This is a genomic window from Alkalicoccobacillus plakortidis (assembly GCF_023703085.1).
Classification (GTDB): Bacteria; Bacillota; Bacilli; order Bacillales; family Bacillaceae_D; genus Alkalicoccobacillus; species Alkalicoccobacillus plakortidis.
The window spans coordinates 1,388,576-1,411,476 of sequence record NZ_JAMQJY010000001.1 but is presented as its reverse complement, the minus strand read 5'-3'; the positions used below and the strand labels follow the sequence as shown (position 1 = coordinate 1,411,476).

Here is a 22,901-nt window from a genome sequence, read left to right as displayed (position 1 = left end):
CTTATATGTATTCAGTATTATTAGTAGATGACGAAGTTAATATTCTTGAAGGAATAGCTGCCCTTGTAAATTGGAATTCCTGTGGAGCAGAGTTAATAGGAAAAGCAGGTAATGGGATAGCAGCTCTAGAACAAATTCATCAAAAGCACCCTGATATTGTGATTACAGATATAAAGATGCCAGGTCTAACTGGAATTGAGTTAATTAAAAAAGCTCATCAGGAATACCCTCAGATTAAGTGGATTATTCTTTCCGGGCATGATGAGTTTGATTACGCTCAAACAGCAATGGAACACGAAGTAAAGCATTATCTGTTAAAACCATCAAATGAAACGAAGATTGAAGAAGCATTATCTCAAATTACTTCACATCTAGATAAACAAAAGCAAGATGAAAACTTTGTCATAAATATGAAAGAAAAATTAAATGAGATACTGCCTAAAGCAAGAACACAGGTATTAAAAGAAGTGTTGTCTGACAATACATTTGGCTCACAAGAATGGGAGCACTTCCAGCATTTATTTGGTTCAGATGATATTGTGGCGCCATTAAAGCTGATTGTTTTTATGATCGATGAACCAATAGATTCTTCAGTAACGTATCGTTCAGATGAATTTGAACATTTTTATGCATTAAAAGAAATCGCAACATCTGAACTGAAACGAACTCAGTCCGTTTTACTTTCTACTACGATTGGTGAGAAAGTAGTGATCTTAATTGAAAGCTGCCCAGATCAAGAGCTTATTTCGATCTTAAAAGAAGTAAAGCAGCATTTTTATTACTTTTATCAATTGAGCTTCACTAGCGCAGTAAGCAGTGAAAATACCGTTATTCATTTAAGACAATTGTATAGAGAGGCCCTACAAGGTTTAGCCGAACGATTTTACCTAGAAGAAGGAGGGATTATATCAACGGGTTTAATTGATAAGCAACCATTTCGCTTTGATGAGCTTCAATTTAATCATGAAGAGTTATTAGTTTTTATAAGGAGTGGTAATCAAAACGAAGTCAATCAATACCTTAATCACTACTTTTCGTATGTTACAGAAAAAAAATACGATGTAAGTATTGTCAAAGCACACAGCCTTGAACTATATACATCCATTATTAGACAAGCTTCAAATGAATTAATGAATGAGCTTTTTACAGAGATTGTGTATTTTCAGAGGCTTGATTCGTTTAAACAAATGGAAGACTTCATCAAAGAAGCAGCACAAAAGGTAGTCAATGAAAACTATACCTCAACTAAAAAGCATTTAAGCACAACCATTCATAACCTATGTGAATATGTAAACTCGTATTATTCTGATTCAGAACTATCCTTGACTCAATTATCAAACGATGTTTTTTATATGAATCCAGACTATCTAGGTAAGTTATTTAAGAAAGAAATTGGAGAAAAATTTTCTCACTACTTAATGAAACTTAGAATCACAAAAGCTATTGATCTTATCTGTGAATCCGAACATGCAAGGGTAGCAGACATTGCTGAAATGGTTGGCTTTGGTAGTAACCCAAGATACTTTAGTCAGGTTTTTAAAAAACAAACAGGGTACACACCGAGAGAGTATAAGGAGAATGATTGTCTAGACGGATCTAGAAATAAATAGTAAAGAAAAAAGAAAGCGCTATCACTTAGGAGGTTAAGTTAATGAACAGACATGTCTTATTACTTATCACAATGGGGTTGTCGATTTCTTTAGTACTTACTGGCTGTAGTGGTGGATCTGAATCAACAAGTTCAGATGAGGACCAAGTTACACTAAGAATGTCTTGGTGGGGGTCGCAGTCTAGAAACGATATGACTTTAAAGATTATCGACATGTATGAAGCGGAAAATCCGCATGTGAAAATCGAACCGGAATTCACAGGATGGGATGGATATTTTGAACGTATGGCAGCTCAAGCAGCAGGAAACAATTTGCCTGATATTATGCAGCAAAACTTTGGTGAATACTTAAATTTGTATGCTAGTCAGGGTCTACTTACAGATTTAAGTAGCTTTATAGAAGACGGCACATTAGATGTAAGCCAAGTAGAAGATGAGATTCTGCAAACGGGTGAAAAGGACGGAGAGTTACTTGGCATACCAACTGGAACAAATGCTTTGACCGTGGCCTATAATAAAGAACTATTGGAAGGGGCGGGTATAGATCTTCCTTCTAATGACTGGACATGGCAGGATTTTAAACGACTGGCAGAACAGGTTCATTCGGAGCTTGGAATCTACGGTTCAGGTTCTTTAGGTATCACGAATACATTTGAATATTCATTAAGGGAAAAAGGTTACACTCTTTTTAATGAAGATGGCACAGGTCTTGGTTACAGCGACGATCAATTATTAATTGACTATCTAACATTTACTAAAGAATTGGTAGACGCAGATGTGATACCAGGACTTGATGTTACACAACAAATACAAGGACTTGAAGATGACTTGCTTGTTCATAAGAATTCGCCATTTGCCTTTGTTCATTCTAATCAGGTGTTAGCACTTTCAAGTGTTGCTGATTACTCTTTTGATTTAAATGTACTTCCGGGTGGGCAAATTGAACAGGGCATGTATCTAAAGCCTTCAATGCTGTGGTCTGTTAGTGAAAATTCAACTCAAAAAGAAGAGGCAGTAAAATTTATCGATTATTTTGTGAATGCTCAGGAAGTATATGATGAAAGTGGATCTGAACGAGGTGTACCCATTAACAACGAGATTCGTGAAAATATGCGTTCAGACTTAAGCGAAGTTGAAGCAAAAATCTTTGATTATATTGAGTATGTATCAGAAAATAGTTCTCCAATTGATACGAATTTCCCAACAGAAGCGAACGAAATTTTAATGGAATTAGAGCAACTGGATGAACGTGTGATGTATGGTCAAGTTACTCCAGAAGAAGGAGCAGTTCAATTTAGGGAAGTAGCAGAAATGCTTCTTGGTAATGAATGACAGAACCTGAAAACTACATGTGGAAGTCCAACTCTCCTAATTTTATAGAAATTGAAAAAGTCGAACCATTATGTGTGTCAATTCACATAGTGGTTCGGCTTTTTTTATATGAATGATCTCTCATCATTTTGATACCTCTGTTTTTTGAACATAAAATCTCTGATTATTTGATTACATCCAAAAAATAGATGGTGTACGATAATAACAGATTTAGAAAGCGCTTTCAAAAAATTAAGGGGGTTGCTTAATGAAAAAGAAATGGTTATTCCTATCTGCTTCTGTACTTACTGCTTCACTTGCTTTGGCCGCATGTTCGGGTGGGGCTACTGACACCGGTGGAGGCTCATCTGATGGTGAAAATGGAAGTGATGAGCAGGTTAAATTAAGAATGTCTTGGTGGGGCTCACAAGAACGCCATGATATGACTTTTAAAATTATTGAGATGTATGAAAAAGAAAATCCTAATGTGAAAATTGAACCTGAGTTCACGGGATGGGATGGTTATTTTGAAAGAATGGCTGCTCAAGCAGCTGGAACAACCTTCCAGATATCATGCAACAAAACTTTGGTGAATATCTGAATTTATATGCGAGCCAAGGGTTACTTGCAGATTTAAGTGAATTTGTTGACAGTGGCGACTTGGATTTAAGTAAAGTGGATGATTCCATTGTTCAGTCAGGTATGAAGGATGATCAGTTTTTGGGAGTTCCTTCGGGTACAAACGCACTAACTGCTATTTATAATAAAGATATGTTAGAAGAAGCTGGAGCGGATTTACCAACAGAAGATTGGACTTGGGATGAGTTTGAAGAGACAGCTAAAAAGGTCCATGCTGAATTAGATACGTATGGTACGCGTTCTTATGAGGCAGGAAACATCTTTGAGTATTATTTAAGAGATCAAGGTTACTCTTTGTTTAATGAAGATGGAACAGCCTTAGGTTATGACGATGACCAAGCTTCTTACAGATTACCTTACTCGTGCCAAAGATATGGTCGATTCTGGTGTAGCACCTGGATACGATGTGGTTCAGCAGATTCAAGGGATTGAAGATGAGTTAATCGTCCATAAGAATGCACCATTTGATTTAAGATGGTCCAATCAAATGAAAACGATGTCAATGGCGGCCGATTACACGTTTGACTTGAACGTTTTACCTGGTGACAACATTACTCAAGGAATGTACTTAAAACAAGCTATGCTTTGGTCAGTTAGTGAAAACTCTACTAACAAAGAAGAGGCTGTGAAGTTTATTAACTTCTTTACAAATACAAAAGAAGTATTTGAAACAATCGGTTCGGATCGCGGAGTACCAATTAACAATGAAATTCGTGAAGAAATGCGTGCTGATTTAGATGAAATTGAAACAAAAATTTATGATTATATCGATTATGTAACAGAAAATAGTTCACCAATTGATACGAACTTTCCAGCTCAATCATCAGAAATCTTGCAAGAAGTTAATAACATTGATGAGCGTGTGATGTATGGACAGATTACACCTGAAGAAGGAGCTGCAGAATTTAGAAAAGCAGCTGAAATGATTCTAGGAAATTAAGATAAAGAAGTGATCCTATCATGCAAGTTGATGAAAGGGGTCACTTTCTTTTGATAAAGAAAATTAGAAAGTAAGGAGTGGAGATTATGGCTCAAAACCAAACGGGCAAGGAAACGGTTGTTCCGGTAAAACCACCATTCAAAAAGCCATTTAAGCGTCCAAAAAGATTGCGGACTGGATATGAAGAATCGGCAGGTTATGCCTTTATTTCACCTTTTATTATTGGACTAGTTGCCTTCACTTTATATCCAATTGTCTACTCTCTTTATCTATCATTTACGAACTATGGAATGGGCGGAGAGTATGAGTGGATTGGACTTGGTAACTATGAACGAATGTTCACAACTGACGATACATGGAGACAATCACTAAAAGTGACCTTCTTATATGCGGGTACTGCTGTACCGATTCGACTTGTATTCGCACTTTTAGTAGCAGTAGCACTCAATAAGATTGTGGAGGCTGTAGGTTTGTATCGCACAATGCTTTACCTACCATCTGTTGTTGGTGGAAGCATTGGGATCTCGATCATGTGGAGACAGTTGTTTGGTAATGATGGAGCGTTTAACTCTGTTTTAGCATCCATTGGTCTTCCTACTCATTCGTGGCTCGGGGATCCAGGAACAGCTATCTGGACGCTTGTTGCTTTATATGGTTGGCAGTTTGGTTCATCGATGCTGATTTTCCTAGCGGGATTACGTAATATCCCGAAGACGTTTTATGAAGCATCAGCGGTGGATGGAGCGAAGCCATGGCAACAATTCTTCAAAATTACGATTCCTTTATTAACGCCAGTGATCCTTTTTAACACGATCATGCAAACGATCCAAGGTTTTATGGCCTTTACACCAAGTTTCATTGTCACAAATGGTGGTCCAATGAACAGTACACTACTCTATGTTCTGTACATGTACCGTCGTGCCTTTGAATTCTTTGATATGGGTTATGCCTCTGCGATGGCATGGGTAATGTTAATTATCATTGCAATCTTCACAGCCGTTATCTTCAAAAGCTCTGATAAGTGGGTTCACTATAACGATTAATAAAGGAAGGAGAATGAGTAATGGATACAAAACGAAAAAAACTAGTTAGAAAAATCGTTCAACATGTATTAATGATTATATTCACGTTAATTATGCTCTACCCACTAGCATGGATGGTGATGAGTTCTTTTAAACAAAGCTCGGATGTTTTTGTTGATGCACATACACTTATTCCAAGAGTGTGGGCATTTGATAACTTTACAGAGGGATGGAAAGGTTTTGGTGGAATTACCTTTACAACCTTCTTTAAAAATTCATTTGTCATAACGATTATCGCCACAATTGGTAGTGTGATCTCTTCAACATTCATCGCATATGGTTTTGCGCGAATTAAATTTACAGGTAAAAAAATGTGGTTTGTATTAATGATGCTAACATTAATGCTGCCATATGAGATGGTTATGATCCCTCAATATGTTATGTTCTCAGGATTTGGCTGGATTGATACTTACCTACCGTTGATTTTACCGACCTTCTTCGGAGTTCCGTTTTTTATCTTTTTGATCATGCAATTTATTAGAACGATCCCAACAGAGCTCGATCAAGCTGCGAAAATTGATGGCTGTAACACTTTCTCTATCTTCTTCCGTATTATTGTGCCATTAGTTGTTCCCGCAATGATGACAGCCGCAATTTTCTCTTTTTATTGGAGATGGGATGACTTTATGGGACCATTAATCTATCTGGTCACACCGGAAAAATATCCAGTGTCATTAGCTTTAAAATTATTCTCTGATCCAAGTGCAGTTACCAACTGGGGTGCTATGTTTGCAATGACAACAGTAAGTATATTGCCGGTATTTGTGATATTCTTTATTTTCCAACGTTACATTGTAGATGGAATTAGCACAAGTGGATTGAAGTCTTAAAGGGTAAGGAGACGATGACATGAAACGATTTGCAGTATGTGGAGTAAGTAATAGAGCAGTGGGTATGTTTATCAAACCTATGCTTAATAGCTTTTCAGCTACTTCTGAGTTAGTAGGGTTATTAGATAATGATGTAAAACGGTTTCAATTAATAAAAGAACAACTGCCTGAGATAGACCATGTTCGTGAATATAATGAAACTGAATTTCAGTTAATGGTGAATGAAACAAAGCCGGATGTGATCATTGTCACAGGTAGAGATGATAGCCATGTGAAGTATATTCTTCTTGCGCTTGAACAAGATTTAGATGTAATTACAGAGAAACCAATGGCTACAACTGCTGCTGATTGCAGAAGAATTATGGACGCAGAAGAGAAGAGTAAGGGTAAGGTTACAGTTACCTTTAATTATCGCTATAGCCCATTCCATACAAAAATTAAAGAGATGATTTTGGAAGGCAAGGTTGGCAGAGTTACTTCTGTCGACCTAAACTGGTACATTGACACATATCATGGCTCAAGCTATTTCCAAAGGTGGAACCGCAATCGTGCCTTCTCGGGAGGCCTTTCGATCCATAAAAGCTCGCATCATTTTGATTTAATTAATTGGTGGCTCGATCAAACACCAAAAGAAGCATTTGCATTTGGTGCTTTGAATTATTATGGAGAAGATAGTGTTCATAATCCGAAAAAAGAAGATGGGCGTGTGTGTGCAACCTGTAATTTGCAGCTTCAGTGTCCTTATTATTCTCGCTTGGAATTCAAGAAGCAATAGCATAACAGTGAAGGATGATCATATCCAATCAGATAAGAGTAGGAAGAATCAATACACAAACTACAGACCAGATCAATGTATCTTTGATTCAGAAATAGAAATAGAAGATACGTACACAGCAACTGTGAGGTACGACCAAGGAGCATTGCTAAGCTACTCCATTAATTTTTCCTTACCTTATGAAGGATATAGACTAGCAATCAACGGAACGGAAGGAAGAATTGAAACCAAGGAAATCCATGCGCCGTCTCGTGTGCCATTTCCGTTTGATGAACAAACCATTGATTTTTTCCCGTTGTTCGGTTCTAAAGAGACGATTCATGTTGTTCAGCGTGATGGTGGACACGGAGGTGGAGATCCGGTCATTCAAGAGGATTTGTTTATGGGGCCAGATCCAACACGTCCATATGAAATTTTATCAGGCAGTAGGGATGGCAGCTATGCTGTGGCAACTGGAGAAGCCATCTGGCGTTCGGTGAAGGAAAAGAAATCGATCCATATAGAAGAAATTTTGAAGCAAAATCAAACAAGCGTATAGATATTGCAGATAGGAGAGATAACGATGGAGATGAATCGACTATTTACGGGAATTTATAATCTCTGTAAGTGGATAACGTATTTTTTCTTGCTAAACCTTTTATGGGTAGGAGGAACTTTGCTCGGTGGAATTGTACTCGGGTTTATGCCTAGTACAACTGCTATCTTTGCAATTGCACGTAAAACAGCAGCTTGGAGAAGAAGACATCCCATTATTAAAAACGTTTTGGAATGTATACCGTTCATCATTTTTGCGTTCAAATGGAGTCGGAGCCATCCTCATAATTATCTCTCTTATCTGGTATGTAGATTTACTGTTTTTTAGGACGATAGAAGGACCTCTTCACACTGCTTTACATGTTGTGATGATTGCAATTGGTATTTCGATTGGGATGCTTTTGTTGTACGTATTCCCGGTGATGGTTCATTATCAGGCTGGAGTGTTAGCCACATTAAAAAAAGCACTTTTCATTGGTTTTTTACACCCAGCTAATATGGTCTTTTTATTTGTAAGCATGCTCTCAACCTATTATTTCCTCATTTTTCTACCAGGATTGATTCCGCTTTTTGGCGTTAGTTTTATCATTCATGTGAATATGTGGATTGCGTATAAAGGGTTTGAGAGGTTACATGAAATTCACTTAAAAAATCAACGAAAACAAGAAGCGTCCAAAGAAATTCTTACGTAGTGCTTTTTCATAAGTCAAAAAACAAGCGAAACAGACATTGTAAATGTCTGTTTCGCTTGTTTTTTGGTCATTTTGGATTGTGGATAAGCTATGCCTTGCTAGAATCTCTAAACATATCAGATTACTAAAACAATGGTCTTAAGACATCTTTTCTTTCAATTAAGCATTTTCTCAGTCATATAACCTTACAAAAAAGGTGTTGCTGACAATTTTCATGGGTATATTACATACATCCGGTTGTTTATTTTGATTTTTCAGATTTTTTATTAAGCTAGGAGGGGTCTTTATGCAAAAGCTTGAGGTAAAGCAATATTTAGATATACTTGGGCTAAAAGAGGAATTGCCTTCTTACTCCTTTTTGAAAAAAATAGTCCGGGCACATGTGTTTCAGTTTCCATTTGAAAATATAGGGAAGCTTATAAATAGTCATAATCAAACCTTTAAAGACCGCGCTGTTCCAAGCTTGGATGAGTTTGTCTCGCAATTTCAGAAACATCAATTTGGTGGAACCTGTTATGTATTAAATACAACATTAAGAAGTCTTTTGAAGGAATTAGGTTTTACAAGTTATAACATTCACCTTGGAGATGAACATTTAGCTTTAATGGTGCGCTTAAATGGTGAACATATATTTATTGATTGTGGGGTCGCAGCTCCAATTTTCACACCCGTACGGATTGAGAAAAAAGACCGCTATGAATACAGCTTTCATGATGAAACGATTGTTATTAAACGATTAACAGATACAACCTTTGAATTTGCAAGATATATCAAAGGTAATCTTACAGAAGACTGTTGGACATTTACACCATATAAACGGACTAGTAAAGCTTTTATTAAAAATATGCTTGTCCGCTCACACAAACCAACGGCAACCTACATGTCAGAATTGCGCTGTCAGCTATGGAAGCCAGACTGTAATATGCGTATACGTAACGATCAGCTACGAATTTATTACCCTGATGGTACAACGGAAAAACGAGAATTAAAAACAGCGGAAGAAATCGAACAATGTATCCATCAAGAATTCGGCTTCGACAAGCTACCAGTAAAACAAGCCATTACGTTACTAGAAGAATCGGGTGTGAATATCTTTCAAAAGAAACAATCCAATATAGAAAGTACAGAAAAAGTATAAGTCTGCAGCAAAAGCCCCTTTGGGATTTATCCAAAGGGGCTTTTGCTGTGTATATTTTTAAAGCAGTATTCCACGTTCATGAGCGCCGCACCCTCAATCGAGATGTGTGCTCATTCCGGTAGTGAAGACATTGAGCCAAGTATTTTTTCTCAAATTCCTGTTTTTACAATCAACAACTAGGGAATAAAAAGATAAATGAATGATACGAAGGAGGAGATCACCATGCTTGAGAAGAAAAGATTACATACAACACAAAGAGATAGCATGATTGATATCACACATGAAGTGGAAAAAGCAGTCAAGGATTCAGAAGTACAACATGGACAGGTTATCATTTACTGTCCGCATACAACAGTTGGCATCACCATCAACGAGAATGCTGATCCGGATGTCAAACATGATATGCTCATGCGACTTGATGAGGTTTACCCGTGGGAGCATTCGAATGATCGTCATATGGAAGGTAATACTGCTGCCCATTTAAAAGCGAGTACGGTTGGTCCATCTCAGACGGTCATTGTATCTGAAGGGAACCTGATTCTTGGACAGTGGCAAGGAATTTATTTTTGTGAATTTGATGGGCCAAGAGCCAGAACGTATTACATTAAAACAAATAAAGATGAGTGAGGAGGGCATAAGATGAAAGCAGAAATTGTTTGGAATACAAAAGCACAGTTAGGTGAGGGCCCATTTTGGGATGAGAAAAAACAAGTGCTGCATTGGGTTGATATTGATGGGTGCAAGTTGAATACATATTCGCCAAAAGAAAATGAAAATAAGCAGCTTTCATTTGGTCAACAAGTTACCGCGGTTGTCAAACGAAAAAAAGGTGGTTTTGTACTCGCGATGAGAGATGGAATGTATCTGTTTGATGCGGATCGTTTAGAAAAAGTCGCTTCCCCTGAAAAAGAAGTCTCTCATCATCGCTTTAATGATGGGAAATGTGATCCAGCAGGAAGGTTTTGGGCAGGAACTATGGTGACAGAAGGTCAAGAAAAGGACGCAGCTCTCTATCGACTGAATACCGATTATTCGTGTCAAAAAGTTATTGGCGATGTACAGATATCTAATGGTCTAGCATGGGATCTATCTCATGAGCTCATGTATTACATTGATACATTGACCCAACAGGTTGTTTCTTATCACTACAACCTAGATAGTGGGGAGATTACAAACAGAGACGTTGTCTATACATTTGAAGAAACAGATGGGTTTCCGGATGGAATGACAATTGATCAAGAAGGTATGTTATGGGTTGCGATGTATAATGGCTGGCAGGTTATTCAACTTAATCCATTTACAAAAGAAAAAATCGCAGCTGTTCAAGTAGATGCAAAATGTGTAACTTCATGTGCCTTTGGAGGCGAGGATTATCAAACCTTATATATTACCTCTGCTTCAAGCGGAGATGAAAAGGATAAACATGGGGGAGCACTATTTGCAGTGAAAACAAAGTCTAAGGGTATAAAACCAGATGAATTTGCAGGTTAAGCATAGATCATCCTGTTAACACTAAAAAAGAGGCGATTATCGTCTCTTTTTTTTACATGAATCGTCACGAATATCGACTCTAAAACTATGCTACAATTCAAGTTAGACATTTTTCAGTTGTTTGCACAGGAGGAAAACATGGCAGAAACGAATTTGATGCGCGGGACAAAGATTTTAACCGCGGCAACTCTTGCTTCAAAAATATTAGGCTTTATCTATGTTGTTCCTTTTTCTGCATTAGTGGGACAAACAGGTTTAGGTCTTTATTCGTATGGATACACACCGTATACAATTTTGTTAAGTTTGGCTACTTTAGGTTTTCCTTTAGCCGTTTCTAAATTTGTTTCAAAGTATCAGTCAATGGGTGATTATGAAACAGGATATAGGTTATTTAAATCTGGTCTAATTGTTATGAGTATAACCGGATTTATCGCTTTTTTGCTGCTTTTTTTTATGGCTCCTTTTATCACACCGTTAGTTCTACCGGATGAAAAAGCTGGTGTGAACTCGTATGAGGATATTATTTTTACGATTCGTATGGTCAGTGTTGCCTTACTGATTGTGCCGATTATGGGTATGATTCGAGGGTACTTCCAAGGTTGTCAGCAAATGATGCCTACAGCTGTGTCACAGGTTATTGAGCAGATTGTTCGGATCTCATTTATTTTGGCTGCAGCCTTTTTAATTATGAATGTGTATGATGGCAATATTGGACTTGCCGTTGGATTTGCTACGTTTGGTGCATTTGTTGGAGGTTTAGCGGGATTAGCTGTTTTGCTCTATTATCTTTTTAAAAATCGTCAAAACATGCTTGGTATGGCAACAAGTAATAAGTCTTCAAAACCATTGCCTCTTAAGGCGATGTATAAGGAGTTAATTTGGTACGCTATTCCACTATCAATTGTGGGGTTAGCCATCCCATTATTTCAGTTAGTTGATACGATGACGATTAACGGGGCCCTCGCTAGTATTGGCATGGGGGAAGTATCGGAAAATTTTGTTGGAGTCTTAACTCAATCGGCTCACAAAATTGTGTTAATTCCAATGGCTTTGGCCACGGCATTATCTGTTACGTTGGTACCAACGATTACAAAAGCGTATACGGAAGGGGATTATTCACAGCTCCAAGCGTCTTATTACGCAAACCTTTCAATTGATTCTGTTTATTACGTTACCTGCAGCTATCGGTTTAGCGGTTTTGTCTGATCCAATTTTTGTTGCGCTTTTTAGTGTTGACGATCTAGCCATTGGAGGAGAGACGTTACGTTATTATGGGCCAATTACATTGTTATTCTCGTTGTTTTCAGTAACAGCTGCAATCTTGCAAGGTATCAATAGACAGATGCTTGCCATTACGGCATTAGTTGTTGGATTAGCGTTAAAGCTTGCATTAAATCATTTCCTATTGGTTCAAATGGGTCCAAATGGTGCAATTTTGGCTACATATATCGGCTTTATTGTTGCGATTGCGATCACGCTTTGGGGAATCGGTACGTATACGTCTTTTTCGTACAAACAAATAGTCAGAAGAGGGGCATATTTGCTTGTGTTTTCAATGATAATGGCTTGGGGCAGTTTGGATTATTGATAAGGGGCTAAGTATGACGTTCCCACTAGAAAACCGATTCAACAGCTTTGTTTTAACAGGAGTTGGGGCTGTATCAGGAGCCATTGTTTATGCGTACCTTACGTATCGCACTCGGTTGGCTGAGATTGTTTTAGGAGCTAGGTTTAAACGACCTGATTAAGAAATTAGAGAATTTGCGTCATTGGCGCACGATTTTCAACAAGTTATGACAGCTTCATCCTCTTTTTGAAATGTCGAGGCTCTGCTATAATATAAGAACTGACTATGTTCGGGTGAAGTGGGGGAGGCAATGAAATATTCGTTTGTAAAAGATAATGATTGGCTGCTAATCCTGACAGTTTTTGCACTGGCTTCTTTTGGTGTGCTAATGGTTTTTAGTTCAAGCTATGTAGAAGGTATATATATGGGAGAGGGTGGGACTGGAGATCCATACTTCTTCTTAAAAAGACAGGCCGTTTGGTTTCTTTTAGCCACAGGATTTTTTCTCTTTTTTATGCATTTTAATTATCAGATATTCAAAAAGTTATCTCCATTTATCCTTGTGTTGTCATTTATATCGTTGGGATTAGTTCTTATTGGTTTTGGTAGCACAGGTGGGGGAGCGCAGCGTTGGTTACAACTTGGTCCAATTAGATTACAACCATCTGAATTTGTTAAGCTTGGTATGGTTATTTACCTTGCTCAAGTTTATTCTCAAAAGCAAGTGTATATTCACAAGTTTATTAGGGGCGTTCTACCTCCATTAATTGTTGTTGGTCTTGTTTTTATTTTAATTATGCTGCAACCAGATTTTGGGACAGCTACTGCAATATTAATGGTTACCTTCTTCATTATCTTTTTATCAGGCGCAAGGTGGCCTCATCTACTTGGTTTAGGCCTAGTGGGCAGCTCATTGTTTATCACACTAGCTGTAGCAGCACCCTATCGTTTTAGACGTTTAACCTCATTTTCTGATCCATTTTCTGATCCATTGAATGATGGGCTTCAGCTAATTCAAGGTTATATCGCTTTTGCACATGGCGGATTAACAGGAACTGGATTAGGAGGAAGTGTTCAGAAGCTTCTATACTTACCTGAGGCACACACTGATTTTATTCTTGCCATCATTTCAGAGGAACTTGGCATTCTTGGCGTGTTATTTGTTATCGGTTGTTACGGGGTGATTCTCTTTAGAGGTGTTGTCATAGGCATTCGCTGCAAAACGCCTTTTGGAAGTTTATTAGCGTTTGGAATTGTTTTTCAACTAGCGATTCAAGTTGTTTTTAATATCGGTGCTGTGAGTGGTCTGTTGCCAATCACAGGTATTACGCTTCCATTAGTTAGTAATGGGGGATCCTCTCTTCTAGTTACCATGATATCAATTGCGATTTTGGCAAGTATTTCTCGGAGCAACATACGGCAAAGTCGCTTGAAATTGGATCAAGAAGACCAAATAAAAACAGCCTAATTAAAGGCTAAGCCTTAGTTTTGGAGGAACAGCATGCAAGAAAGAAAATCAAGCCTTCAGCAGCTTGACTATACCTTATTGTTTCTTATGTTTATATTGATGTGTATCAGCCTGTTAGCAATATACAGTGCGTCAGGTCAATATGCAGTAGATCCAAGTTACTTTGTGATACGTCAAGTCATATGGTTTGCAGTAGGTGCAATCATTATAGCTGGAGTTATGTTTATAGATTATGATTTCTTTAAAAATCTAACAATCCCGGTTTATGGCTTTGGAATGCTCTTACTTCTGGTCGTTGAATTTTTTGGTGTTTATCGAAATGGAGCACAACGCTGGATAAACCTTGGTATAACAGAGATACAGCCATCAGAGTTTATGAAGATTTTTCTAATATTAGCGTTAGCTCATTTATTATATAAGGTTACCAGTAATCGAAAAGACACATCGATACAAGGGGATTTAATGCTCCTGCTTAAAGTTCTAGCATTAGGTGTTCCACCCTTTTTCCTTATTTTAAAGCAACCCGATCTTGGTACGGCGCTCGTTATTGCGAGTATTATTGCAGTCATGCTTTTAATGTCAGGCATTAGATGGCGAATTCTATTTTTTATGTTTTTTATGATGGTTTTTGGAATCGTTGCGCTAGTATGGTTACACAACAATTACTTCGATATCTTTAGTATCTTTATTAAATCTCACCAGCTTGACCGGATTTATGGTTGGTTAGATCCAGATGGCGATACTTCAGGGATTGGTTATCAACTTAATTTAGCGATTCAAGGCATTGGGTCTGGTCAGTTTTATGGCAGTGGATTTATGCAGGGTGTACAAACACAAAGTGATACACTTCCAGAGATCCATACAGATTTCATTTTTGCAGCAATCGGTGAAGAGTTTGGATTTTTTGGAGCAATGATTCTATTAGTCACATATTTTCTTTTGTTCTATCGTATGATCATGATTGCGTTGACTTGTAACAACCTGTATGGCTCTTATTTAGTTGCTGGAGTCATTGGACTCCTTGTGTTTCAAGTTTTCCAAAACATTGCGATGACAATTGGATTAATGCCAATTACAGGACTTGCACTACCTTTTATCAGTTATGGAGGAAGTGCGTTATTAACGAATATGCTGGCTATGGGCATTGTTTTAAATGTGAACTTAAGAACGAAGCATTATATGTTTGAAGCGAAGGAATCAGTTACCGAATAATGGTGACTGATTTCTTTTTAAACAAAATAAGGGAATAAAGCTGTGCAAAAAAGAAAGGAGTCGATATAATAAAAGGAATTGGGAATTAGGTGGGTGAACATGTCGAAAACAAAAATAGATTACAACATATTGTTTCTTCTCTTTTTATTTATGGTTATAAGCTGTTTTTATATATATGAGGCACAGGGATTGGAACAATACTCGACTAATTTTTTTATTAGACAATTTGTTTTTTATATTGGGTTGTTTATATTGGTCATTGCGATGTCTTTTATAGACATTGATTACATCAAACAGGCTCACTGGTTTCTTTATGTTTTTGGAATTATTATCCTTGTGGGACTTTTGGTAGTACCAGCTTCATTTGTTTGGGGAGAAGATAACGGAGCCATTCGCTGGTACCGACTTCCGGTAATTGGTTCCTTTCAGCCTGCTGAGTTAACAAAAATCTTCTTAATTATCACCTTATCTTATGTGGTTAGTAAGCATAAAGAATGGTCAAGTAAATGGAAGGGAGATTTTTGGCTCATCATTAAGCTTGCTGTTCTATGTTCTCCAGTTGCATTATTGCTAATCGAGCAACCTGATATGGGTACAATTATGCAAATCGCTGCAATTGTTTTGTCTGTATTATTAGTATCAAAAGTAAGTTTAAAATGGACATTATCCATAATTATCGTTCCGGTATCGGCCATTCTTGGTTTTGTATATCTTTATTTTGCAAGGATGGATCTGCTTGAGAAGTATGTGTTTGTTCATTTACAAGATTATCAGGTAAGACGATTTCATGGCTTGTTAAATCCAACTGAGTACATAACTGAAGCATACCAGGTAAATTTGGCCCTGAGGGCTGTTGGATCTGGACGCTTAAGCGGGACTGGTGCAGAAAACAACTTATATTACATACCAGAGGCACATACGGATTTTATTTTTGCCATCATTGCTCATACACATGGTTTTATTGCGGCATGTCTGATCATTAGTCTTTATTTTATTCTTCTGTACCAAATTGTTATGATTGGTTTTCAATCAACCAATCAATTTGATGTAAGTATCTGTGCGGGAGTTGCAGGTTTGTTTGCATTTCAAATTTTCCAGAATATAGGCATGAATGTTGGCTTATTACCTGTAACTGGATTTTCACTACCAATGATAAGTTATGGCGGAACCTCTTTAATTACTGCAGGGTTATCGATTGGATTAGTGTTATGTGTAAAAGCAAATCGAAAAGAATATATGTTTGAGAAGACAGAAGATATGTAAGTAAAGGGGCAATACAGAATGAGGATAGACAAGTTTCTAGCAGATACGGGTCATGGCTCGAGAAAAGAAGTCAAAAAGCTATTAAAAGCTGGACTGGTTTATATAGATGATGTGTTAGTTAAGGATGCCAAAGCACAAGTTAATGCTAGTGATCAGCAGGTTGTGGTGGCGGGTAGTGTCGTTCATTACCAAGCAGACGTATATATCATGTTAAACAAACCACAGGGTGTGATATCGGCAACAGAGGATTCGATGCACAAAACGGTCATTGACCTACTTGATAAAAAGTGGTCAGCTTTTAAGATTTTCCCTATAGGTAGGTTGGATAAGGATACGGAAGGCTTATTATTACTGACTACAGATGGAGCGTTTTCGCATCGATTGATGTCACCTCGGCGCCATGTGTCAAAGGTCTATCAAGCGACGATAGATGGTGTTGTAACGGATGAAGATGTTGAGGCTTTCCGCATAGGTGTTCACCTTGAGGACGGATATCTAACAAAGCCTGCAGAGCTCAACATCATAAAATCTGCACAAACCTCTTTAATTGAACTGACGATTACAGAGGGGAAATTTCACCAGGTAAAGCGCATGTTTAAAGCGAGAGATAAAACCGTTTTATCGTTAAAGAGAACATCAATTGGTAAGCTTACACTGGATGAATCTCTTCCTTTGGGATCATATCGAGAGCTAACAGAACAGGAACTTATGTTGTTTGAATAAGAGCAAAAGAGACCGAGACAAATTTATTTGCCTCGGTCTCTTTCAAAATTGAAAGGTTCATTATGAAACCCTTGTTTTTTTGTTTGTTGTACTCCATTTTCCACGTGTAGGGCTTGTCACGAGTTTGTTATACTCAAGTACATTCAAATCACGTTGGATCGTTCGTTGAGTAATTCCGAACTCTTCAACTAATTCATTCGTCGTGACGGTCCCCCTTTGTTTAATGTAGAGGTAAATGGACTTAATACGAGTCAGCATGCGATCAGTTGAAGTTTTCAAAACACCACTCCTTATACATAATCATGACTAGATCCTATTGCTAAATGTATGCAGATTCATCCTGCATCATGCACGGTTCTTTAATGATTGATGCGAGTCAGGGATGTGTTGTCTCTCTACGAATAAAAGCAGATTATTATAAAGTCTATATAATCTGACAGTTTATCTAATTCCCTAGACGCTTATATTTTACAATGGCTCGTCTTTTTTTTCAAGCGTTTAATTATGTATTATTATGTGATAAAAAATAAAGCTCAGCAGAGTTGGTTATGCTGAGCTTTTGTCAATTATTCAAATACAAATAGATCTGTTGATAAATATCGCTCACCCGTGTCACAAGCAATCGCAACAACCGTGTCGTTAGGTGTTAGACGTTTAGCAACTTCCATGGCCGCAAAGCAAGCAGCACCCGATGAAGGTCCAACTAAAATCCCTTCCTCTCGAGCTAATGCTCTTGTCACACGATACGCATCCTCATCCTCTATTTTAAAGATCTCTTCGTAAACATCCGTATTTAGAATAGGGGGGATGAATCCAGGACTTGTCCCAACTAACTTATGAGGACCTGGTTTCCCACCAGATAATACAGGAGACCCAGCTTGTTCAACAACATGAATAGAAACGCCTGGATAAAGGTTTTTTAATTCCTCACCAGTCCCGGTTACTGTGCCACCAGTTCCTGATGCAGCTACAAAAGCAGTTAGCTCTTTATTAATACTGTCTAATGAGCGTTTGATTTCATGTGCTGTAGTTTTCCGATGGGCATCTGGATTTGATGGATTTTCAAATTGCATGGGCATGTAACTATTCGGTATACTTTTTGTCAGCTCATGTGCTTTTTCGATTGCACCTGGCATTTTTTTATCGCCATCAGTTAATACTACTTTGGCGCCATATGCTTTTAAAAGGTTAATACGCTCTTGAGACATGGTATCAGGCATCACAAGTATCGCCTTGTAGCCTCTTGCTGCCGCATTCATGGCAATACCAATTCCCGTATTCCCACTAGTGGGCTCAATGATAGTAGAGCCGGGATTTAAGTGTCCATCCTGTTCAGCTTGTATGATCATTTGGAAAGCTGCTCGATCTTTTACAGAACCGCTTGGATTTTGAGTCTCCATTTTTAGGTAAACGGCTGCACCTTTATCTGAGGCGATTCGTTGTAAGCGAACTAACGGAGTATTCCCAATTAGCTCTGCCATATTTTGAAAAACGTTCATGCGTACACTCCTTTTTTGAAACGAAAGCTAGTATTAGTTTATCATAAGATCATGTCCAACCATGATCATTTTGATTAGAGAACGGATTAACTACTCATAGAAAGAGGGCCATATCCTTGCAGGATCATTTTTTTATCGCTATACCTGTGCCTATTCAACTCAGACAAGACATCCATGACAAGTTAAAAATGGTATGGAATGAAGAAGACTTTTTGAAGTGGGTCCATTTTCAGGATTACCATATTACGCTTGTATTTTTAGGAGCAATTGAACAGACTCAAAGAAAAACACTCATAGAGAAAATAAATAAATATCTCATAAACTGTCCATCATTTTCATTGTCAATCAGTCATCCAGGAATATTTGGACGAGAGCAACAGCCACGAATTTATTGGCTAGGTGTAGAAGAATGTGACGAGCTTTCAAGGCTTCAAAATTATATAAAAGAGATTGCTCGTGACTGTGGAGTGCAAGTGGACTCAAGACCATATCAACCTCACCTAACAATTTCCAGAAAGTGGATGAATCAAATGAACTTTAAACATAAATTCGTGCCTTTAGAAGAAAAAACGTTTAAAGTATCTAATGTGGTTTTATTTCAAACGATTCCTGATAGGGAACCAAAATACAAAGCCGTTCAATATATGACATTAGGACGTGATAACAAATGAAACAAGTATGTCGAATGATCCTTCACTTACTCCTATTAAGTGTGTTTTATTTTATTGGAGTTACACTTCAAGCATGGCTGTCAATCCCATTGCCGGGAAGTTTGATAGGAATGCTTCTTCTCTTTATTTGCCTTATGTCTGGAGTTATACCCGTAAGAATGGTTGATCAGGGGGCTGCCTTTCTTCTCAAACATCTTTCACTACTATTTATACCTATTATTGCTGGCATAGTAACTTTTCCAATCTTGTTTACACAAAGTGGACTATTACTTATTCTTATTACCATGTTTAGTACGTTAATGATCATTGTGTTATCTGGACTTATTAGTCAATACCTAGCGTTAAAACAAGAGAGGAACTCCCCATAATGTTTGCACTTTTAACGATGACAAGCCTAACAATTTTATGCTACGTGGCTTGCAAGTGGCTATATCAACGATTTCCATATGCTTTTTTTCTCCCGTTGGTTACTAGTACAGTTTTCCTTTTACTTATTTTATATACAGCTAATATTCCATATGATGATTATATAAAAGGGGCAGGCTGGCTTGAATCCCTTATCGGTATTGCTGTAGTTGCCCTAGCTTTCCCACTTTATAAACAGCTTACTCTTTTGAAAAAATACCGACTTCCTTTATTAATTGGAACGGCAGCTGGTTTGCTGGTTGGTGTTTTGAGTACATTCCTTTTAACGAGTTTATTAGGGTTTGATAAAGAGATTATTGCTTCGCTTTTGCCGAAATCTGTTACAACAGCTGTTGCCCTAGATTTGGCCGAGTCTGCTGGTGGTCAAACGTCACTGGCGGCAATACTCGTTACAATTGCCGGTATTACAGGAACGATCTTATACCCGTTTTTCTGTAAATTATTTAGGATCGATCATGTTGTAGGAAGAGGCGTTGGAATTGGCAGTGCTTCTCATGCCATTGGTACAGCTAAAGCCTTAGAATTTAGTGAATTAGAAGGGGCAATCAGTACGGTCGCGATGACTTTATGTGCAGTCATGGTCTCAATTATTATTCCAATTGTTGTTTTTCTTTGGTTTTAAACCGTCTACAAAGAGTTTATATGGTAAAATAAACAAAAAAGAAAGCTAGCGGGGGCGTTGAGTCGCAAGCAGTCAACAGGAGGCAGAGCTGTGGCTCATATTATTCGTATCTCGGAATATAGATCCCGTTATCAAACCGACTTGCAACGGTATCCAAGTCAATTTACCAGATTAAAAAAAGAGCGTTGGCATTATTTACACGAGGCATGGAAACGAGAATTTGCTGAAAATATTCGCCTTGAGTATGAAGATTTGTCAGAAACATCACCATTATCTGGTGTTTGGTCAAAAGCCATGAGTCAGGTGCGCAAATGGACAAGTGTACAACCAGATTCAACAGATGAGAAACAAAGGGAGCATGAAGCATTCCTGAAAATAAAGCAACAATTTAAAGATGAAATGTTTGAGATGCAACTACGTTGGGCTTGGCTTAAAATTAGATGAATTTGGAGACAAAGTGGAAGGATCAGAATGGACACAAGATCCATGGTTGAAATTCTTGGGTTTAGACCTTCCAGATAATTGCTTTTTATTCTATAAACCAATTATGTATGTAAAAAAAGCAGAGATAGAGCTCGATATCTTATTAATTTGTCCTACTGAAGTCATTTGTATATCACTACTTAAGGGAGAACCGTTAAGTGTGTTTGAAGCAAGCTCAGATCGATATTGGGTTGAATATGTGAATAAGGAACGTCGGAAGCGATTAAGCCCTTTGCCTGCTTTGGAGCGGATGGACCGGGTCATTAGGCAAGTCCTAGATCAACATGAGATTGATATGCCGATACGTACACTTGTTATTGCTCCTGACTCGATTATTGATCATCGTACAGTTGGAATGAAATTTGACTGTATTGATAAACGAACGTTTCAATCTTGGAAAACGAAGCTCGCCCACTCAACTGCTCCACTTAAATATCAGCAGGTGAGAGCAGCTGAAATATTACTTAATTATTGTGAGCCTAAAGAGTTACATCAAGTAGAAGTCCCTGAAATTTAATGTTTTTTATATTGTTAGCATTGAAAGCGTAGGCAAGTAGCCGTATAATAGAGAACTGATTAAGAAATGTTCGTGAGAGAGATAGTGACTGTCCACGCAAAGTTGAGAGGAGAGTAGGTTGCAATGAGGACGGGGAGCGATCTTCATTATTATCAAGTACGTCCTGAGGACTTTACCTGGTATCTGCGCCAAGTTCCAAACTGGTTTGGAAACAAAGAATACATGATTGAACTAGAAGGTATCGATGGTTGCGTTAGTTTTGGTGATACAGTTAAAGAAGCCAAAAAAGGGTTACAGGATGCATTAAGTCTTTGGTTGAAGCGTTATGGGGAAGAGGCTCTTCCTTTGCATCAGCATGAAGGAGCACAATTAATTCATATTTTGCCTGAGATGTCTAATCTCGAAGTTCAATATATTAACGAAGAACTTCAAAAGCTCATATAATAAAAAACTGATTCCAATTAGGAATCAGTTTTTTTGTTCATTATGAAAAAACAACGGTTTTGTTTCCGTGGATGATGACTCGGTCTTCATGATGCCAAATAACCGCACGAGCAAGAGCAATTCTTTCTACATTACGACCAGCTACTTTTAGCTCAGCGCTCGAATAACGGTGATTCACTCGCATAATATCCTGTTCAATAATTGGTCCTTCATCTAAATCATCTGTGACATAATGGGCTGTTGCACCAATTAGTTTTACACCACGTTCAAATGCTTTTGCATAAGGGTTCGCCCCAATAAATGCAGGAAGAAAGGAGTGGTGGATATTGATGATTTTTTTGGGGAAAGTCTGTACGAAAGTAGGTGAGAGAATTTGCATATATCGAGCTAAAACAATGAAGTCAGCATTGTGCTCTTTAACCAATTGAATTGCTTTTTTCTCGGCTTCCTGTTTCTTTCCTTTTTCAACTGGAATATGGACAAATGGAATCCCATACGATTCCACTTCTTCTTTTTGATCTGGGTGGTTACTAATCACTAGTGGAATATCTACATGCAGTTCATTGGCCTTCCATTTCCAAAGTAATTCCAATAAACAATGGTTTTCCTTAGAGACAAAAATGACCATTTTTTTCTTTCGAGTCGCTTTTTCCATCCGCCAATCAAAATCAAATGTTGAGGCGATCTCCTTAAATTGTTCTTTGATTTCGGCAAAGTGATCTTCTTGTGCAGACCAATCAAATTCAATTCTCATAAAAAACATTCCGCCTTCTGGATCGGTCGTATATTGATCCGATTGCACAATGTTGGCTCCTTGTTTTTGTAAGAAGCTTGAAATTGAAGCGACAATACCAGGCTTGGTCTTTGCAAGACACTAAAAGCCGCCCTCTATTTTTAGGTAAAGATTGTATCATGATGTTCCCTCCACTACTAAATGAATAGCGCCTTACAAAAAATAAGCGCAT

27 protein-coding genes and 2 pseudogenes are annotated in these 22,901 nt (G+C 37.8%); 26 read left to right on the top strand and 3 right to left on the bottom strand.

What is annotated here, in order from left to right:
- Positions 1 to 5 precede the first annotated feature (5 nt).
- The 20 genes and pseudogenes from NDM98_RS07565 (at position 6) to NDM98_RS07485 (ending at position 17,274) form a co-directional block, all read left to right on the top strand.
- Positions 6 to 1,610, top strand: a complete 1,605-nt coding sequence (locus NDM98_RS07565; RefSeq protein WP_251605931.1) for a response regulator — start codon at positions 6 to 8, stop codon at positions 1,608 to 1,610.
- Between the two features lie 41 nt (positions 1,611 to 1,651).
- Positions 1,652 to 2,941: an ABC transporter substrate-binding protein gene (locus NDM98_RS07560; RefSeq protein ID WP_251605929.1), complete on the top strand. Its 1,290-nt coding sequence runs from the start codon at positions 1,652 to 1,654 to the stop codon at positions 2,939 to 2,941.
- A 247-nt stretch (positions 2,942 to 3,188) separates the two neighbouring features.
- Positions 3,189 to 3,521 carry an extracellular solute-binding protein gene (locus tag NDM98_RS07555; protein ID WP_251605927.1) on the top strand — a complete coding sequence of 111 codons (333 nt, stop codon included), beginning with the start codon at positions 3,189 to 3,191 and terminating at the stop codon, positions 3,519 to 3,521.
- Positions 3,494 to 3,991 (top strand): ABC transporter substrate-binding protein, encoded by a 498-nt coding sequence (locus NDM98_RS07550; protein WP_251605925.1) that lies wholly within the window; start codon positions 3,494 to 3,496, stop codon positions 3,989 to 3,991. The genes NDM98_RS07555 and NDM98_RS07550 overlap by 28 nt, the downstream gene beginning before the upstream one ends.
- Positions 3,891 to 4,499, top strand: a complete 609-nt coding sequence (locus NDM98_RS07545) for a hypothetical protein (protein ID WP_251605923.1) — start codon at positions 3,891 to 3,893, stop codon at positions 4,497 to 4,499. The genes NDM98_RS07550 and NDM98_RS07545 overlap by 101 nt, the downstream gene beginning before the upstream one ends.
- Before the next feature lie 86 nt (positions 4,500 to 4,585).
- Positions 4,586 to 5,542 carry a carbohydrate ABC transporter permease gene (locus NDM98_RS07540; RefSeq protein ID WP_251605921.1) on the top strand — a complete coding sequence of 319 codons (957 nt, stop codon included), beginning with the start codon at positions 4,586 to 4,588 and terminating at the stop codon, positions 5,540 to 5,542.
- A gap of 20 nt (positions 5,543 to 5,562) precedes the next feature.
- Positions 5,563 to 6,411, top strand: coding sequence for a carbohydrate ABC transporter permease (locus NDM98_RS07535; protein WP_251605919.1), 849 nt, complete (start codon positions 5,563 to 5,565; stop codon positions 6,409 to 6,411).
- A gap of 19 nt (positions 6,412 to 6,430) precedes the next feature.
- Positions 6,431 to 7,724: pseudogene (locus tag NDM98_RS07530) on the top strand (Gfo/Idh/MocA family protein).
- 24 nt (positions 7,725 to 7,748) lie between these two features.
- On the top strand, positions 7,749 to 8,048 hold the full coding sequence (locus NDM98_RS24585) for a DUF624 domain-containing protein (RefSeq protein ID WP_373370360.1): 300 nt from the start codon (positions 7,749 to 7,751) through the stop codon (positions 8,046 to 8,048).
- The gene (locus NDM98_RS07525) at positions 7,930 to 8,412 is read left to right on the top strand and encodes a YesL family protein (protein ID WP_373370397.1); all 483 of its coding nucleotides are present in this window, start codon (positions 7,930 to 7,932) and stop codon (positions 8,410 to 8,412) included. The genes NDM98_RS24585 and NDM98_RS07525 overlap by 119 nt, the downstream gene beginning before the upstream one ends.
- A 286-nt stretch (positions 8,413 to 8,698) precedes the next feature.
- Positions 8,699 to 9,550 carry an arylamine N-acetyltransferase gene (locus NDM98_RS07520; RefSeq protein WP_251605915.1) on the top strand — a complete coding sequence of 284 codons (852 nt, stop codon included), beginning with the start codon at positions 8,699 to 8,701 and terminating at the stop codon, positions 9,548 to 9,550.
- Between the two features lie 222 nt (positions 9,551 to 9,772).
- Complete coding sequence (locus NDM98_RS07515; RefSeq protein WP_251605913.1) at positions 9,773 to 10,177, top strand: secondary thiamine-phosphate synthase enzyme YjbQ; 405 nt, start codon at positions 9,773 to 9,775, stop codon at positions 10,175 to 10,177.
- 12 nt (positions 10,178 to 10,189) lie between these two features.
- Complete coding sequence (locus NDM98_RS07510) at positions 10,190 to 11,041, top strand: SMP-30/gluconolactonase/LRE family protein (RefSeq protein WP_251605912.1); 852 nt, start codon at positions 10,190 to 10,192, stop codon at positions 11,039 to 11,041.
- A 138-nt stretch (positions 11,042 to 11,179) separates the two neighbouring features.
- On the top strand, positions 11,180 to 12,247 hold the full coding sequence (locus tag NDM98_RS07505; RefSeq protein ID WP_307728720.1) for a putative polysaccharide biosynthesis protein: 1,068 nt from the start codon (positions 11,180 to 11,182) through the stop codon (positions 12,245 to 12,247).
- The gene (locus tag NDM98_RS23920; protein ID WP_307728719.1) at positions 12,195 to 12,629 is read left to right on the top strand and encodes a polysaccharide biosynthesis C-terminal domain-containing protein; all 435 of its coding nucleotides are present in this window, start codon (positions 12,195 to 12,197) and stop codon (positions 12,627 to 12,629) included. Before NDM98_RS07505 ends, NDM98_RS23920 begins: the two co-directional genes overlap by 53 nt.
- 13 nt (positions 12,630 to 12,642) lie before the next feature.
- Positions 12,643 to 12,789, top strand: coding sequence for a hypothetical protein (locus NDM98_RS23915; RefSeq protein WP_307728718.1), 147 nt, complete (start codon positions 12,643 to 12,645; stop codon positions 12,787 to 12,789).
- Between the two features lie 129 nt (positions 12,790 to 12,918).
- Positions 12,919 to 14,076 carry a putative lipid II flippase FtsW gene (ftsW, locus tag NDM98_RS07500; RefSeq protein ID WP_251605909.1) on the top strand — a complete coding sequence of 386 codons (1,158 nt, stop codon included), beginning with the start codon at positions 12,919 to 12,921 and terminating at the stop codon, positions 14,074 to 14,076.
- Positions 14,077 to 14,109: 33 nt separating this feature from the next.
- Entirely contained in the window at positions 14,110 to 15,288 is a 1,179-nt protein-coding gene (gene rodA, locus NDM98_RS07495) for a rod shape-determining protein RodA (RefSeq protein ID WP_251605906.1), read from the top strand.
- 99 nt (positions 15,289 to 15,387) lie between these two features.
- A complete protein-coding gene (locus NDM98_RS07490) occupies positions 15,388 to 16,551 on the top strand; it encodes an FtsW/RodA/SpoVE family cell cycle protein (RefSeq protein WP_251605904.1) in 1,164 nt (387 codons plus the stop codon).
- 18 nt (positions 16,552 to 16,569) lie between these two features.
- Positions 16,570 to 17,274 (top strand): pseudouridine synthase, encoded by a 705-nt coding sequence (locus tag NDM98_RS07485; RefSeq protein WP_251605902.1) that lies wholly within the window; start codon positions 16,570 to 16,572, stop codon positions 17,272 to 17,274.
- A gap of 60 nt (positions 17,275 to 17,334) precedes the next feature.
- Here the strand turns inward: NDM98_RS07485 and NDM98_RS07480 are convergent, their stop codons facing one another.
- Both NDM98_RS07480 and cysK read right to left on the bottom strand, forming a co-directional pair.
- Positions 17,335 to 17,553, bottom strand: a complete 219-nt coding sequence (locus tag NDM98_RS07480) for a DeoR family transcriptional regulator (protein WP_143846456.1) — start codon at positions 17,551 to 17,553, stop codon at positions 17,335 to 17,337.
- Between the two features lie 287 nt (positions 17,554 to 17,840).
- Positions 17,841 to 18,773: a cysteine synthase A gene (gene cysK / locus NDM98_RS07475; RefSeq protein ID WP_251605900.1), complete on the bottom strand. Its 933-nt coding sequence runs from the start codon at positions 18,771 to 18,773 to the stop codon at positions 17,841 to 17,843.
- A 116-nt stretch (positions 18,774 to 18,889) separates the two neighbouring features.
- Between cysK and thpR the strand changes: the two genes are divergently transcribed.
- The 6 genes from thpR (at position 18,890) to NDM98_RS07445 (ending at position 21,936) form a co-directional block, all read left to right on the top strand.
- Positions 18,890 to 19,444: an RNA 2',3'-cyclic phosphodiesterase gene (thpR, locus tag NDM98_RS07470; RefSeq protein WP_251605898.1), complete on the top strand. Its 555-nt coding sequence runs from the start codon at positions 18,890 to 18,892 to the stop codon at positions 19,442 to 19,444.
- Complete coding sequence (locus NDM98_RS07465) at positions 19,441 to 19,812, top strand: CidA/LrgA family protein (RefSeq protein WP_251605896.1); 372 nt, start codon at positions 19,441 to 19,443, stop codon at positions 19,810 to 19,812. Before thpR ends, NDM98_RS07465 begins: the two co-directional genes overlap by 4 nt.
- Positions 19,812 to 20,492: an LrgB family protein gene (locus NDM98_RS07460; protein ID WP_251605894.1), complete on the top strand. Its 681-nt coding sequence runs from the start codon at positions 19,812 to 19,814 to the stop codon at positions 20,490 to 20,492. Before NDM98_RS07465 ends, NDM98_RS07460 begins: the two co-directional genes overlap by 1 nt.
- Before the next feature lie 90 nt (positions 20,493 to 20,582).
- A complete protein-coding gene (locus tag NDM98_RS07455; RefSeq protein WP_251605891.1) occupies positions 20,583 to 20,936 on the top strand; it encodes a hypothetical protein in 354 nt (117 codons plus the stop codon).
- Positions 20,896 to 21,492, top strand: coding sequence for a nuclease-related domain-containing protein (locus NDM98_RS07450; protein WP_251605888.1), 597 nt, complete (start codon positions 20,896 to 20,898; stop codon positions 21,490 to 21,492). The genes NDM98_RS07455 and NDM98_RS07450 overlap by 41 nt, the downstream gene beginning before the upstream one ends.
- A 123-nt stretch (positions 21,493 to 21,615) precedes the next feature.
- Positions 21,616 to 21,936, top strand: coding sequence for a type II toxin-antitoxin system HicB family antitoxin (locus NDM98_RS07445; RefSeq protein ID WP_251605885.1), 321 nt, complete (start codon positions 21,616 to 21,618; stop codon positions 21,934 to 21,936).
- 40 nt (positions 21,937 to 21,976) lie between these two features.
- Here the strand turns inward: NDM98_RS07445 and purU are convergent.
- Positions 21,977 to 22,850 (bottom strand): annotated as a pseudogene (gene purU, locus NDM98_RS07440) (formyltetrahydrofolate deformylase).
- Positions 22,851 to 22,901 lie beyond the last annotated feature (51 nt).